This window comes from Anaerobacillus sp. 1_MG-2023, assembly GCF_030547345.1.
In the GTDB taxonomy this organism is placed as follows: Bacteria; Bacillota; Bacilli; order Bacillales; family Guptibacillaceae; genus Guptibacillus; species Guptibacillus hwajinpoensis_B.
This window is the reverse complement of the sequence record NZ_JAUORD010000002.1, coordinates 276,847-291,118: the sequence shown is the minus strand read 5'-3', so window position 1 is coordinate 291,118 and position 14,272 is coordinate 276,847. Positions and strand designations below refer to the sequence as shown.

Genomic DNA, 14,272 nt, shown 5'->3' with positions numbered 1-14,272 from the left:
TATTTTATCCTTTTACTATAGTTAAAATAATACTATAGATTAGAGCTAGAACTAGTCCACCGATAACCGTAATTCGATCCATCTTTTGACCTTTAAATAAATTTAAAACTCCCTTTACGACCATAAATACTACGAAAAAAATAACAAAATACATCAAAAACGTCACTCTAGTAAATCCCCCTAATCGTTATCCTTTGTTTATATATCGCATTCTCGGGTTAATGATTTCACTATCACTTTTAAGCATAAAACACTGGTGTTTCGGAAGAAAATCAATTTTCATTTCTTTATCAAAAAACACTTTATATTGTTTCTGAATCAATACAGGTCTGAAATTTGACTCAAGCGTCATATTAAAATCACCCTGAGCGGAATCATTTACTAATTGCGTAACACCGTTCACTACACACCCGCAATCTTCGATGTCATAATGTAACTTCATATAACCCTCAGAATCACGTTCTAATTTCTCGATCGCTTGATCTGTGAAAGTCACTCTCATGTTATCTCTCCTCTCCACTATCTTCTATAATAACGTCTATAAACTCAATAGCCCAGTCACACCACTCAATCCAGGTTTTCATCTGACGCCTACCGTATTCAAGCGTAAGGTATTCCCCCAGACGATCTTTCTCTATTCTATGATCAACTGCATTTTCTTCTTTCCAGCTGTTCATATGATCAAGCACCATTTGGTGATGCTCTTTACTCTCTTTTAGGAATTGGATCGCTTCTTCTTTTGGAATAAGATGAAATAAAGAAACACGCATCAATTGTTCGTTTTTCATTTTTGGTGGGTCTACAGTATGATGAGCAAGCCATTCAATGAGAAGACGGTACCCTTTATCTTCAATAGAATAGATCTTTTTATCTGGAAGATCTAACTGCGGAACAATTTCAAAGCTTACTAGCTTCTCTTTCTCCATCTTTCCAAGTTCACGATAAATTTGTGTATGATGCGCAGACCAAAAATGGATCATCGTTTCTCTAAATTGTTGTGTTAGCTCATATCCGGTTGATGGTTTCTTTGTGAGTAATCCAAGAAGAGCATATCGTAAAGCCATATCATCATTTCCTTTTCAGCAATTTGCTTCTTCTCCATTATAAACGTCTTTACAATATCTTTGCACATTTGAATTTGCAAATCCACATTTGACAATTAATTTGAATTTTATTTTATCAGAAATAATAAGAAAAACCACCGCCGATCATATGCTTATACATTGCTTAAGATGAAATTTGATACAATACCAGACAAATCAAAAAAGCAGGCTGTCTATTTTAGACTGCCTGCTTTTTCGATGGTTTAAACTATTCTTTCGTATTGATATTTAGTAATCCTTCCGCTGTTTTTCGTGTCTCGTTGCCAAAAGAATCTTTCACTTTCACTTCGATCTCAGCACCTTCAGCCACCACATTCGAAGTAGCTGTCCAGTAACCGACATAATGCCCTTCTGATACTTCCATCATTGGAAATTCAGTCATACTTGAAGGCATCATTGTTGGATTCACTAGCGGCATACGAATTGAGAAAGTAGCCTTTATTCCTGGAGCGCTATCGAATTCAATTTTCACTGATTCTCCCGCCTGAAGATCTTTATTTTGATCAGGCTTTAATTGATTAATGACCAATTCTTCTTGCTGGGAATAAACTTTGATCGACTTTTTCGTTTTATTTCCTGCTTTGTCTTTCGCCACTACTTTTATAATGTTCTCACCTTGCTCGAGCAGCATCCGATGTGAAAATGCACCATCTTCTACTTTCGCTTTCGTTCCGTTAACCTTTACCCAAGCAAGGTTTTCATCATGAACGTCACCTTTAACTGTTACTGATCCTTTATTTGTTTTCCAGTCATCTTTAGGAGATGTGATCGTTAATTCCGGTTTCGTTTGATCTAGAGTGACCATAACAGCATCAGATTCTCCCGTCATTCCACGATCAGTCGATGCACGAGCTGTTAACTGATTTTCACCCTCGCTCAATTGGATTTCTGTTGTAAAATTACCTTCTTCATTAGAAGTTGTGACAGCTTCTTCGTCGCCATTTTTCATAACATGAACGTCTGTCATTGGTGCCGTTTCACCGTCAACTTCAATGCTATTCTTGTTTGTATACGAACCGTCTTTTGGAGATGTAATCATTGGTGCTGTTAATTCATAATCAACGACTGCACGGATCATATAGTTCCCTTCTTCTTCAGGAGCTTTTGACCATGCGCCGCTAACATATTGAAAGCTTCGGTCGACATATTCCCCGTCTTCATCTGTTGCAAGACCCGGAGCATTTGGATTGGCATCCGCTTGAATATAAGTGAGATAAAAATCACCTTCTACGATTACTCCTTGATCAGACAGATCAACCATCGTCCATTCGCCATTTCGAAGAGCAGTCGCGTCAATTGGACCAGCGAGTTTCTTACCTGGTGCTCCATCCGGGCCTGATGCATCATGAATTTCGACTTTGAAATTTGTGCCGCCTGGATTTGGCCATTCCGTATTCCAGAATCTAAATAACCCTCCAGTCACAAGCGCACGTTCTTGACCTTCTGCTAGCGACATTTTCACAGCCCAACCGTTCCCAGCATCATAGAACGCTCTTGCGTTCTCAGCAGTACCATCGTCATACCCGATTTCCCCTTCATATCCGATGAATGGGGAAAGATCAGCATTCTGTACAACGGTCTCGTTCGCTTCCACAGTGACGTTAAATGTTTCGCTATAATAACCGGCCGCAAGAACTTTTAACGTATACTCCCCTTCATAACCTGTTACTGAATAATGTCCTTCTTCATCAGTATGAACAGGTGCTATAGCAGCATCTTCTACTAATAAAACAGTTGCATCTTGGATTGGCTCTCCTGTTTCACTATTCGTGACTGTTCCTTCAATTTCTCCCTCTTGTATCGCTTCTAATGTGAAGTCAGCTTCTGTCACTTCATCATCTACGATCGTCACTTCCTGAGTCTCTGACTGGTATCCATATGCTTCTGCAATAGCTGTGTAGTCCCCTGCTGCATGAGTCATGGAATAGCTACCATCTTCCAAGTTCGTTGTTGCAGAGCGCCCTGTCTCAAGAATAGAAACTTCTGCTTGAAGCGGAAGAGCTTGAGGCGTCGGTGATGATTTCTCTTGAACTGGATTTACAACAAGCGGTGTAGGTTTTAACTTGTCAGGATTGACTTTTTCTTTCGCTTTGGCACTAGCAGATTTTCCATCAGGCTGAATAGAAACTTTCGCGCTCTCTTTCTTAGCGGCGACTTCCATCGGCTCTGCTGATAAACTTACATCGTCAATATACCAGCCCTGCTTCATCACGCTGCCATCCGTCTCGACGTGAAAAGCTAAATAAATCCGCTGATTTTCATAGGCAGATAGATCAACCTCTTCACTCACCCATTCATTAGAAAGATTATTATACTCCGCAAGAGCTTCCCAATTTTCCTGATCGGTTGAAACGAAGAGATGACCATAATCATAGTTTCTTTCAAGTTCATACCATTGATTGAATTGAAGATAAGCTTCACCTTCTGGTAAATCGATAGGAGGCATCATCAGCGTCATGTTAGCACTGTTGTCATATGCTCCATTAAGATTGGTTCCATAAACCTTTTCTCCAGAGTAAGCTTCAGGACCAACCGTTGGCGTCCCCCACTCCCATGAATTATTTTCTCCCCAGCTCATCCATCCAGCTGGCTCTGATTCAAAGTCCGTTTCGTAACCTGTTGAGATACCAGGGATAATTTCTACCTGATATTCGTCCGTTGTGACAACATGCCCGCCATAGTCTTCGATTTTAAACCTGTAACTAACGGAAGGTTCACTGACGGCGTCACCTGGAATAATAGCTTGATAGGATCCAGAAAGATAGTTCCCATCAACTCTTGTTGCTTCAGTTGACGTCCACCCTCCGTTATGAGCATATTCAAGCTCTACACTCGTTACGCTCACATTATCTGTCGCTGTGACGGTAAGAGGAAGGTCCATCTGAGCATAGCCCTCTGCAGGAGCATCGTGTTGATATGTGGGCTCTTCTTCATCGCTTCCTTCTTTCATCACATCACCTTCTAATGTACCGAGCCCACTCATAACAGAAGAAACGGCATCAAATGCATTCACTAATCCATAACCGTAACCATTATTCGGAGAATCTGGGAATTCATCGTCTGTAAGTGGTGTGACGGTGTTTAAAAAGATGTCTTCTATATCATCAACCGTCAACGATGGATCTGCTTGACGAAGGAGAGCAGCAATCGCTGATACGTGTGGTCCAGCCATCGACGTACCATTCCACCCTCCTTCATAGCTACTCCCTGGTACCGCAGAACGGATATTAACTCCAGGAGCTGAAACGTCAGGTTTTATTTCATCATATGGGGATGGTCCCTGTAGAGAGAAACTCCCAAGAGCATTATTGATATCTGTAGCTCCTGTAGCAAATGACTCAGGATAATTTGCTGGTGTTGCGATTGACTCCGGTCCTCCGGGATTAAATAGTGTTGTATTACCAGCGGAAAATTCTGGGAATATATCTGCATTTCGCCAATTTTGAACCATTGGGCGATACCATTCGTCAAGCCCAGGTCCGCCTCCCCAAGAATTGTTTACCACATCAGGAGCCTTCTCAGGGTGTGGATTGCCTTCTGCATCCTTAGGAGCAATAATCCATTCTCCTGCTTCAAGAAGATCGATATCTGTTCCACCGTCTTCGCTAAAAGCTTTTACCGCTATCCATTTTGCCCCAGGAGCGACACCAATCTCGTTCGAACCATCCGGTTCAGCGCCAACCATTGTTCCCATTGTATGGGTCCCATGTGCGAGATCATCATATGGGGCGGCTTCTCCGCTTACAGCGTCAAACCAGTTAAATTCATGATCTACTCCTTCAGAACTATATCCTCGATACTGTTCCATAAGAGCGGGATGATCCCATTGAACACCGGTATCAATGTTAGCGATCACCGTCCCTGCCCCATCAATTCCCATATCCCATACTTCAGGAGCACCTACTCGATCAATATTCCACTCAATTGAGTTTGTATCTGAAGTCGTTTTAGCCTTAGTTTTCGTTTTATCTGGAATTGGCTGAATCTGCCTGATCTCGTTAGGAAGTATTTTATCCACTTCAGGAAATGATGCTAGTTGGTTCATCACTTTTTTTGTTGCTGTTACTGCCATACCGTTTACGATGTAAAATGATTTTATGTCTTCTGCATTACCTTTTTTCTCTTGTTGTTCTAAGTATGTGGACACAGAGTGTTGTGTTTCAATAGACGTAGCTCTTAATGCATTAACAACAGCTGATCGCTTAGTGATTTCAGCTTGAAAGGAAGTTAAGTTGTTTTTCTTAGCCTTTTCTTCAGCTTCTTTCGCGGCTTTTGTCGTATCAGCTTGTTCTGCAAATTTAATCAAGAACGTTACTTTTTCGTTCTTCTCGAATGCTTTCGATACCTTCTGATCAACGCGTTTCACTTCATCATTCATGGATACAGAAGAATCACTTTTCGCGTTCGCTTGCATCGCTGGTTGTATGAAGCTCGTGATGAGGAGAATAAAACAAGCAAAAAGAGCTACGATTTTACGTTTGCTTCGTTTTCTCAAATTTCTTCCTCCCTAATTATTAGTTTTGTGTTTACACTCTGCCCTCCTTTTGTATTGCCGGGTTCACTTAATATGCTATACCAGGATTTGTCACAACCCAAACGAAAATGACAAAATTTTCAGAAAATGATTCGATTCTCTCAAAGTACTTTTAATATAAAATAATGATGATTGTCCTACTTATGAAGTATTTTGATGAGTGATATCGTTTTTTAATAGCCTTTAGCGGTTAAGGACTATAGAAGCAGCGACTCTTACTCAAGTAATACACTTATGACAAAGTCCCTAAAATTCGCTTTTATATCTTTTTGATGTCAGCATAAAGGAGGAGTTTGTTCAAATAGTCCTTTATCGACATGCCAAAAAAATTTAGAAGTCACTCTAATTTGTCATATTTCGCTAGCAATCGTTCTGTCAACCCCTCTCTTTTCAGCACAAATATCCGACAGGGTTTTCACATGTCCACTCATAAAGTCGCGGTCTTTTTGTATGAATTAATGAAGATTACACCAATATTTTTTATCAACAATCTATATTAGCTTCTACTTTTGATTCTCGATTTTTGGCTCATTCGAGTGCAATTTAATCAGAGAGCGTACATGAGCCAAAAATCAGCAACGTTCATTAACATCCTTTTTCAAAAAAAACTCTCTTTCTTAAAGAAAGAGAGTTTTTTTATGAAGAGAACCCCTTAAAGGCCTATTGTAATACACCTCTAAGTGGGGCGTTACTCAAACATGCGTCTTGTATGTGGTCATAAACTTTTGATCTATTCTATTTTTTAATTTCCAAGAGAGTGGATGATGAAGTACTATTCTCCCATATAACAGTAATCCCTGTTTCTGACCAGTAGAAAGAATCGATAAGTAAGTATTTTTAGGTTGGAAACGCCGACCATTCGCCTCTTTCAGAAACCCCTTTATGTTCGCCCAGAGGATCTCTGATTGTCGCACGGCTACTACACCGGCCTTAGGTAGATCTGGATACTGGCGGATAGAAGCACAATCTCCTGCCGCAAAAATGGCCGGATACTCCTTCACTTGTAGTGTATCTTCTACAAGTAAATAACCCGCTTCATCAACTGGTAATTGAGAAGTTCGAAATATACCTGGAGCTTTTGGTCCAGTTAACCATAGCACTTCATCATAAGCAATTTGATTACCAGTTGTTGTGATAATCTGACTTGATGTTATATTTGCCACTTTTTCTTGCAAATAAAGTGGCAAGCTTTTATCTTGCATAATTTGCTTGATTTTTTCCTGCGCTTTAGCAGAAGTATTTTCTAACAATGGTGAATGAGAAATTAATGCCACCGGTTTTTTATCCTCAAGTTTTCTTTTTGCAGTGAGAGCTAAAGCCATTTCAACACCCGCTGCGCCGCCCCCTACAACGACAGGGGTTTCTGCCGACTGCATTGCCTTCGCGACTTCCTCGAAACGATAATTAGGTTTTATGCGGAGAGCATGCTTTCTAGCGCCAGGTACGTCAATTCCGGCTGTTAATGAACCGATATCTACGGAAAGAACATCATATGAGAGAATGTCACCCTTTTCCGTTAACACAACTTTTGCTTTAGCATCTATAGATAACGCTGCACCCTCCGTAAAATGAATGCCTGCCGCTTTTGCTAATGTTGGAATATGTATTCGCATATCTTCTTTGTTATATAGCCCTTCAAGATAGCCTGAGAACATTCCAGAATAATATTGATACTCCGATGGAGAAATGAGTGTCACCTCATGCTCTCCTTTTTCTTCCTGAAGTTTCTTCATTATGTGAAGGTGAGCATGTCCCGCTCCAATTAACAACAGTTTCTTCAACCTTCTCCTCCTTTAATTCTTTATCGCACCCATTTAATGTATTTTTCTGACACCTTGGGAAGCCAACCATCAAATAATTTTTCTCTCCAGAATAAATCAGCGGCTTGATTTAGGATAGCCCCTTTCGTTGGGTATGGGTGAATAACTGTAGAAATGTCTCCGATTTTATGACCATGTTCTTTCGCAAAAACAATTTCTTGCATCCAGCTTCCAGCATCTTCACCAACAGCATGAGCACCTAGAATATGCCCTTTCATGTCTGTAATGACCTTTAAAAGTCCATTTTTTTTGCGCTCAGCTATAAATCGATCGACATCTTCCATACCAACCTTGAAAACGCGAATTTGATCGCCATGTTTCTCTTTCGCTTCTTTCTCAGTCATTCCAAGATGAAAGACCTCAGGATCTATATACGTAACCCATGGAACGTTCTCATAGTTTACTTTTCTCTTCAATCCAAACACCGCGTTTTGTACAATAAGTTTCCCTTCCATACCAGCTCCATGTGTAAAAGGAAAGGCACCATTTACGTCACCAATTGCATAGATGTGGGATTGGCTAGATTGTAATGATGCATTAACTGTAATAAATCCATTGTCCTCATCTACTAAGGCCGCTTCTAAATTCAATTTATCTGTATTAGGCTTTCTACCCGTTGAAAACATAATCATTTCTGATTGGATAGTTTTCTCTTCGCCATTCTCTATATACGCCACAACTTTATAACCGTTTTCCTCTTTAATCTCTTTTACTTCTGCTTTAAAAATAAATGAAAGTTCTTTCTCCAATTCCTTCGTAGCAATTGGAATAATATCATGATCTTCTTTTTTCAAAATGGTTTCAGAGGTTTCTAATATAGTTACATTTGAGCCGAATCTTGAGAGAGATTGAGCAAGCTCAAGTCCAACAGGACCGCCACCTATAAAAACGATGCTTTCGGGCAAATGGTCTAAATTGAAAATTGATTCATTCGTAATATAAGAAACATGTTCCACTCCGTCAATTGGGGGAACTTTCGGGCTTGATCCTGTGGAAATTACAATACGTTTCCCTTTGATTGGGTTCTTGCCATCAATGTGGACTGTATGACTATCTTTAAATGAACCTTTGCCTCGATAAATATCTACCCCTAATTTCTCAAAGCGCTCATCACTATCAATTTCTTGAATTTCACTAATCGCTTCTTTCACGCGATCTATAGCACGACTAAAGAGCACTTCGCCGCTCACCGTAAGGCCAAATTCTTTTGCCCCTTTGTAGACAGCATGAACTTCTTTAGCAGCTGTAATAAAAGCCTTTGATGGGACACACCCATAATGAAGACAGTCACCACCTAAACCTGGCTGATCATCGATTAAGGCCACATTGGCTCCCATATTGGCTGCACCAGATGCAGCAGTCAGTCCACCAGAACCCCCGCCTATTACAATTAGATCATATTCTATCATTCGTCCCATCTCCTCTATCCTAATATCCTTTTGGCTTCTGCTAGTCTTTGAAAAGCAGTGAATAGTTCAATTGCTACAAACGCTAGTGTCAAGATAACTAAAAAGTTGTGAAACAAAATCATTGCTGTAAAGAGAAGAAAACCTTCTGTTCTCTCCGCAGCTCCCGCTTGATAATAGAATGATTTGATGCCTTTTTTCTCTGACACAGCACCTACTGTAAGGAAGATCGTCATGGCAAAAATGATGGAAGTACTTAATAATAACAGGGCCCACATTGCTTCAGGAAACCGAAAAGCAAGCCCCAATATGACACTAATTTCCACAACACGATCAAAACTCACATCTAATACGGTGCCAAAAGCAGATGGCTTTGTTTTACGTGCCATTGTTCCATCAACAGCATCAAGAAAACCAGAAGCCCATAAAACGATAACCGCCCAAACGTAATAATCAAAATAAATAAATATCCCCGATGAAATGCCAATAATGAATGAAACAACCGTTACTTGATTAGCCGTAAGACCTAATCGAAGCAGCGATTCTGAGGTGCGATCCATTAGAGGCTGAACATATTTCCTTGCATGAGTGTCAAGCACGACAGCACCGTCCTTATTTCAGTTCTTCTTCAACAGAAGGTCCGAATGCTTTTCTGCGAATATATAGACTTACGATAAGTAATAGTAGTAATACGGCAGCAGCAATAATGACCGACGATAAATTATTTGATAAAAAACTTGCCCCCAGAAAATTCAATGCAATGGCACCTGGTAACATCCCCAGCAGCGTTGCTAAATAGTATTTCCTCCGATTCACATTAGAAACCCCACAAACATAGCTAACTAAATCAAAATGAAGAAAAGGAACGAGACGTAACAAGAGTACATAAAGAAAACCCTTTTCTGATAATCGTTTCTCAAGGTTTTCTCCCCTCCGCTTCCATGATTTTGGTAGGATGTTCATTCCTAATTTTCTTGCTAATGAAAAGAAAAGAAGAGCTCCTGTTGAACCACCTACCACGGCTAGAACTGTACCAAGTAGAGGCCCAAATACTAAGCCACCACTGATCGAAATGATCGATGTGGGAAAAAGCACAAAGGGTCTGCCAATACAAATAAGCAAGAAAATGAGCGGGGCATAAAAGCCGAATGATGAAATCCAACCACGAATGTGAGAGGGTCTAAAATCAAATACATATTGATTAAGTAAGTAAATAACAATGATAAGTGCCGTCAACGATAATCCTTTTAGAAGTGTTTTAACAGTCATCGGGCAAGACCCCATTGATCTTTGGAATATTCTTTCATATCTTCCCTCTTAGCACTTAATAGAACTTCTTGGCCCGCAACTAAACGACTGTCTGACATGACAAGAATACTTCCCTGTTCCCAGGATATACGATAGCATTCTATGTTGTTTTTTACTGTAACCGCGCTTACCTTTCCTGAAACAAAGATACAATCCTGGTTACTTTCATTATCTTGCACAGAAATGGCCTTTAATTTACTAAGCGGAATAAAGCCTTCTTCTAGAGCTAATCCTTCTCCAATAATTTTAGCGCTCTCCATAGATGAAGGATTCGTGACAACATCATAAGGATGACCGATTTGGGTGAATCTCCCCTCATACATAACAGCAAGCCTATCACCCATTTCGATAGCTTCGTCACGGTCGTGAGTAATAAACAGGGAAGTAATCCCTTCTTCTCTTAATAAATCCTTCACCTCACTACGAAGTGATTCTCGTAGTGCAGCATCAAGCGAGCTAAACGGCTCATCTAATAAAAGAAGATCTGGTTTCAGCACAAGCGCTCTTGCAAGTGATACTCTCTGCTTTTGACCACCTGATAATTCATGAGGAAAGGTATCTTTCCATTTAGATAGTTTTACTTTATTTAACATTTGTTCAGCTTGCCTCACGCGTTCGTTTTTTGATACTTTTTTTCTTTTCAAACCATAAGTTACGTTTTCTAGTACTGTTAAATGAGGAAATAATAATGAATCCTGAAACATCAAAACGACTGAACGATCTTCTGGTTTCAGCCTTACAATTGATTTTTCTCTTAAGTAAATGTCTCCTTCATTTAGTGCTTCCAAACCAGCAATACACCTGAGGAGTGTACTCTTACCGCATCCTGATGGTCCTACTACTGTAAAATGCTCACCTTCTTCTAAATGAAACGAAAGGTTCTGCAAGATGGATGTATTTGAAAATTTCTTATGAAGGTTTCTGCATTGCAATAGCTGGTTCAAAACAATCTTCCTTTCAAACGCGATTAACAGCTCGAATAACCAGCCTCAACATAACTTCCACCAGGCCAATAAATAGAAGGGGAAGCAAAGCAAAAAGTATTGAAAATCCTGCAATAACTGCTTCATTCGAACTTGAAAAATAGGGGTAATATAATAATGGGAGAGTGATCACTGTACCTCCCCCAATAATAGCTGTAAGCGCATACTGTCCTAGAGATATAACAAAAGTTAATAACATTAAGCTTCGAATACTTGGAAGTAATAAAGGTAGGGCTACTGTCAAAAAGCGCGTCAACGGACCGGCTCCTAGTACAGCAGCCTGCTCATTTAGACTACTTCCCATTCTCTCATAGCCTGCCCTCATGACACGAATGGCATAAGGTAGCGTAGGAATCAAATGAACAATGACAACCCCTATCATCTTATCTGCTAAGCCAAATTGTATCATCGTAAATTGAAGCCCCATTGCGAGTAAAATGCCAGGTATTAAAATAGGGGATAGCAATAGTCCCTCAATAATGGATTTTCCTTTAAACGTATAGTGAGAAAGAGCCCTGGCCGCTGGTATTGCGAGCAAAATATTTAATATTACAACTAGAAGAGCAATCTTGAACGTTGTAACAATTGATTCGATTAATGAAGGATCTTTCATTATGCTACGCCACGCATCCAAACTTAGTTCGTTTGGAAATAACGCAGGCCACCTCCACCCTTCGGAGACGCTTTTCATTCCTATTGTTACAAAAGGTAGGATGAATAAAATAATAAACAAAACAAACACGAAACTAGTTGCTAACTCTCTTTTCCCTAAACGCTTCAAAAATAACCTCATCTGTTTCTCCCCTTTATCATTCTAAGCCTATGTTTTTGCACAGCTCCGATTGAAAAGGTCGCAAGAAGAAGGGCGAGCACACCTGGAAGGAGCATAGCAGAAAATGCAAGTGGTCGCTTGCTCCAATCCCCATCATAAAACCATTCGTATGCTCTAACTGGTAACATTTCTGGTCGTGTGACACCTAATAAATATGGGATTTCAAACGCAGAAGCGACAAATGCTAATAAAATTACTGCTGTTTCGATGAGAATCGGCAGTATCCAGGGTAGTTCAACTGTTTTAAAAACATCCCACTTACTTCCACCTAGCGTTCGAACGACTTCAGAATAGCGATGATCGATCTCATAATAAACAGGCAACAGCATGAGAATTACAAAAGGAACTTCCTTCCAGACATATGTTAAAATGATCCCCAACCCAAATTTCTCTTGAACAAGAACTGGAAAATCACCTCGACTCTCTAATGCTCCCATTTGATAAAGTAGAGAAGAGAACAGTCCACTTTGCGAGAAAAACAAAAATACTAAATAACCTGCAACAAAATGCGGAATTAACATCGGTATCCATACAAGTAGCTTCAGTGATGAATCTTTAAATAACTCATATAACATTCTAGTCATTATTAATCCTATCACTAACGATAGTAAAGTGGACAGGACAGCAACTCGAAACGTTAATTTAAGGGAATGAAAAAAAGCATGATTACTAAAAAGTTCCGTGTATGTTGCAATAGTCCATTCCCCATCTATTGTTTGAAAACTTTGAGCTACCGCTGACCACATTCCATGCCCTACAAGTAGCAATGTGACCGCAAGCGCAGGTAATAAATATAAACGTAATTTCCACTTATTGCTCAATAACCCGATTCGCCCATTCATTATTAATCCACTCCGTGTAACCTATATCTAAGTCTGGTAGCTTATAGTCATTTAAAACCTCTGTGGAAAGTACGCTTTTTCCCCGGTCAAGGTTCCCAATAATCTTCTGATCCTCTTCACTCAATTTATCAAAATTTAATACCGTACCTTCCCCCCACATTGTAGGATCCATTTTAGCTATTTGAGCTTCTGGCGATTCAAGAAAATCAATAACTGTCATAGCTCCCTCTGGATTCGGACTATTAAATGGAATACTGAGATAGTGTGTATTTGAAACCGATCCAGGATCTTTTAGAACAAACGACTCCGTGCTTTCAGGAAACGTTCCATTTTCAATTAAACTTTCTGCTCTTGCTTCGTTAAAGCCCATAGTCATTAGGATTTCCCCCTGACTATAAAGCGTATCAAGTTTAGTCAATGATTCAGGATAAGTTTCACCATTACGCCAAAGATCAGACTTTATATCATCAAGATAATTCCACACGTATTCTTCGGAATCTTTAATAATCTCTTTGTTAAATTCCTCTGCCAGAAGACCCGACTCTTCGCCTGCACCTTTTATGAGTAGGTGCTTCACGAACGTATTACCAGTAAAATCCGAAACGTTAGGATACGTAAACTTCCCAGGATTATCGTGAATCCACTGCTTTAACTCCTCAAGTGTACTTGGAGGTGTATCGATCTTGCTCGAATCGTAATGAAAAACATATTGAACATTTCCCCACGGAGCTTCTAATCCATCAATTTCCGTCCCTTGATCATATTCAGCATTCTGATCCTTTGATCCAATGTATTCTTGAAAATGAGGCAGCTTCTTTGAGAAAGAACCTAGTAATAAATCAGCATTCTTAGCATTTTTGAAATTTGCGCCATTTATCCATATGACATCAATTGTACCTTTGTTTTTATTTGCTTTTTTCTCTGTTAAAAGTTTTTGCATAAATTCTTCGGTATTCATCGGCTGACGATTAAGCGTAATATCATGCTCCTCTTTTAATCTTGGTGCTACCCATTCATCAACGTACTGATTAATGCCTTCATCCCCTCCCCACATAAAGAGATTTACCTCTGTTCCATTAGAAGAGGATACGATTTCATCCCACTCCTTTGATAACACCTCTGTTTTACCAGTTTCATTGGTTTCACTATTCCCACATGCAACAATAAAAAGTAGCGTTGCGATAATAAATGTTAACTTTTGCTTCATCTAGTTTCCCCCTCTTATAAACTATCCTAGCAACTGAAAGACATATTTGACGAACTTAATTGTGTTTCATAGTCAGACATCATCTATTTTCCCATTATCAGTATACCTTTTTTATAAACATGATGCTGTAACGCTCCTTACATCTCAAACTATAATAAAACCATTTCCTATAGCGTAAGAACGGCAAGTTCATCGTTCTTTTCACGAAGAAAAGCAATAGCCACTTTGGCTATTGCT

At 39.6% G+C, this 14,272-nt stretch carries 12 protein-coding genes; all 12 read right to left on the bottom strand.

The features are described 5' to 3' along the window. Nucleotides 1–4: 4 nt before the first annotated feature. The 12 genes from Q4550_RS05255 to Q4550_RS05200 all read right to left on the bottom strand — a co-directional run bounded on the left by Q4550_RS05255 (nucleotide 5) and on the right by Q4550_RS05200 (nucleotide 14,035). Nucleotides 5–166, bottom strand: coding sequence for a hypothetical protein (locus Q4550_RS05255; protein ID WP_159782922.1), 162 nt, complete (start codon nucleotides 164–166; stop codon nucleotides 5–7). Nucleotides 167–187: 21 nt separating this feature from the next. Further along, nucleotides 188–502: an iron-sulfur cluster biosynthesis family protein gene (locus Q4550_RS05250; protein WP_303530851.1), complete on the bottom strand. Its 315-nt coding sequence runs from the start codon at nucleotides 500–502 to the stop codon at nucleotides 188–190. 1 nt (nucleotide 503) lies between these two features. Further along, nucleotides 504–1,064 (bottom strand): PadR family transcriptional regulator, encoded by a 561-nt coding sequence (locus tag Q4550_RS05245; RefSeq protein ID WP_194222013.1) that lies wholly within the window; start codon nucleotides 1,062–1,064, stop codon nucleotides 504–506. A 247-nt stretch (nucleotides 1,065–1,311) separates the two neighbouring features. Next, nucleotides 1,312–5,598 carry a S8 family peptidase gene (locus Q4550_RS05240; protein ID WP_303530850.1) on the bottom strand — a complete coding sequence of 1,429 codons (4,287 nt, stop codon included), beginning with the start codon at nucleotides 5,596–5,598 and terminating at the stop codon, nucleotides 1,312–1,314. 731 nt (nucleotides 5,599–6,329) lie between these two features. Next, a complete protein-coding gene (locus Q4550_RS05235; protein WP_303530849.1) occupies nucleotides 6,330–7,418 on the bottom strand; it encodes an FAD-dependent oxidoreductase in 1,089 nt (362 codons plus the stop codon). 20 nt (nucleotides 7,419–7,438) lie between these two features. Next, entirely contained in the window at nucleotides 7,439–8,866 is a 1,428-nt protein-coding gene (locus Q4550_RS05230) for a dihydrolipoyl dehydrogenase family protein (protein WP_303530848.1), read from the bottom strand. A 14-nt stretch (nucleotides 8,867–8,880) separates the two neighbouring features. Continuing rightward, nucleotides 8,881–9,462, bottom strand: a complete 582-nt coding sequence (locus tag Q4550_RS05225) for a CDP-alcohol phosphatidyltransferase family protein (protein WP_303530847.1) — start codon at nucleotides 9,460–9,462, stop codon at nucleotides 8,881–8,883. Between the two features lie 13 nt (nucleotides 9,463–9,475). Further along, nucleotides 9,476–10,132, bottom strand: coding sequence for a TVP38/TMEM64 family protein (locus Q4550_RS05220; protein ID WP_303530846.1), 657 nt, complete (start codon nucleotides 10,130–10,132; stop codon nucleotides 9,476–9,478). Next, complete coding sequence (locus Q4550_RS05215; RefSeq protein WP_303530845.1) at nucleotides 10,129–11,115, bottom strand: ABC transporter ATP-binding protein; 987 nt, start codon at nucleotides 11,113–11,115, stop codon at nucleotides 10,129–10,131. The genes Q4550_RS05220 and Q4550_RS05215 overlap by 4 nt, the downstream gene beginning before the upstream one ends. Nucleotides 11,116–11,128: 13 nt before the next feature. Then, entirely contained in the window at nucleotides 11,129–11,947 is an 819-nt protein-coding gene (locus Q4550_RS05210) for an ABC transporter permease (protein ID WP_303530844.1), read from the bottom strand. Next, nucleotides 11,944–12,828: an ABC transporter permease gene (locus Q4550_RS05205; protein ID WP_303530843.1), complete on the bottom strand. Its 885-nt coding sequence runs from the start codon at nucleotides 12,826–12,828 to the stop codon at nucleotides 11,944–11,946. The genes Q4550_RS05210 and Q4550_RS05205 overlap by 4 nt, the downstream gene beginning before the upstream one ends. Further along, entirely contained in the window at nucleotides 12,797–14,035 is a 1,239-nt protein-coding gene (locus Q4550_RS05200; protein ID WP_303530842.1) for an ABC transporter substrate-binding protein, read from the bottom strand. Before Q4550_RS05200 ends, Q4550_RS05205 begins: the two co-directional genes overlap by 32 nt. Nucleotides 14,036–14,272: the final 237 nt, after the last annotated feature.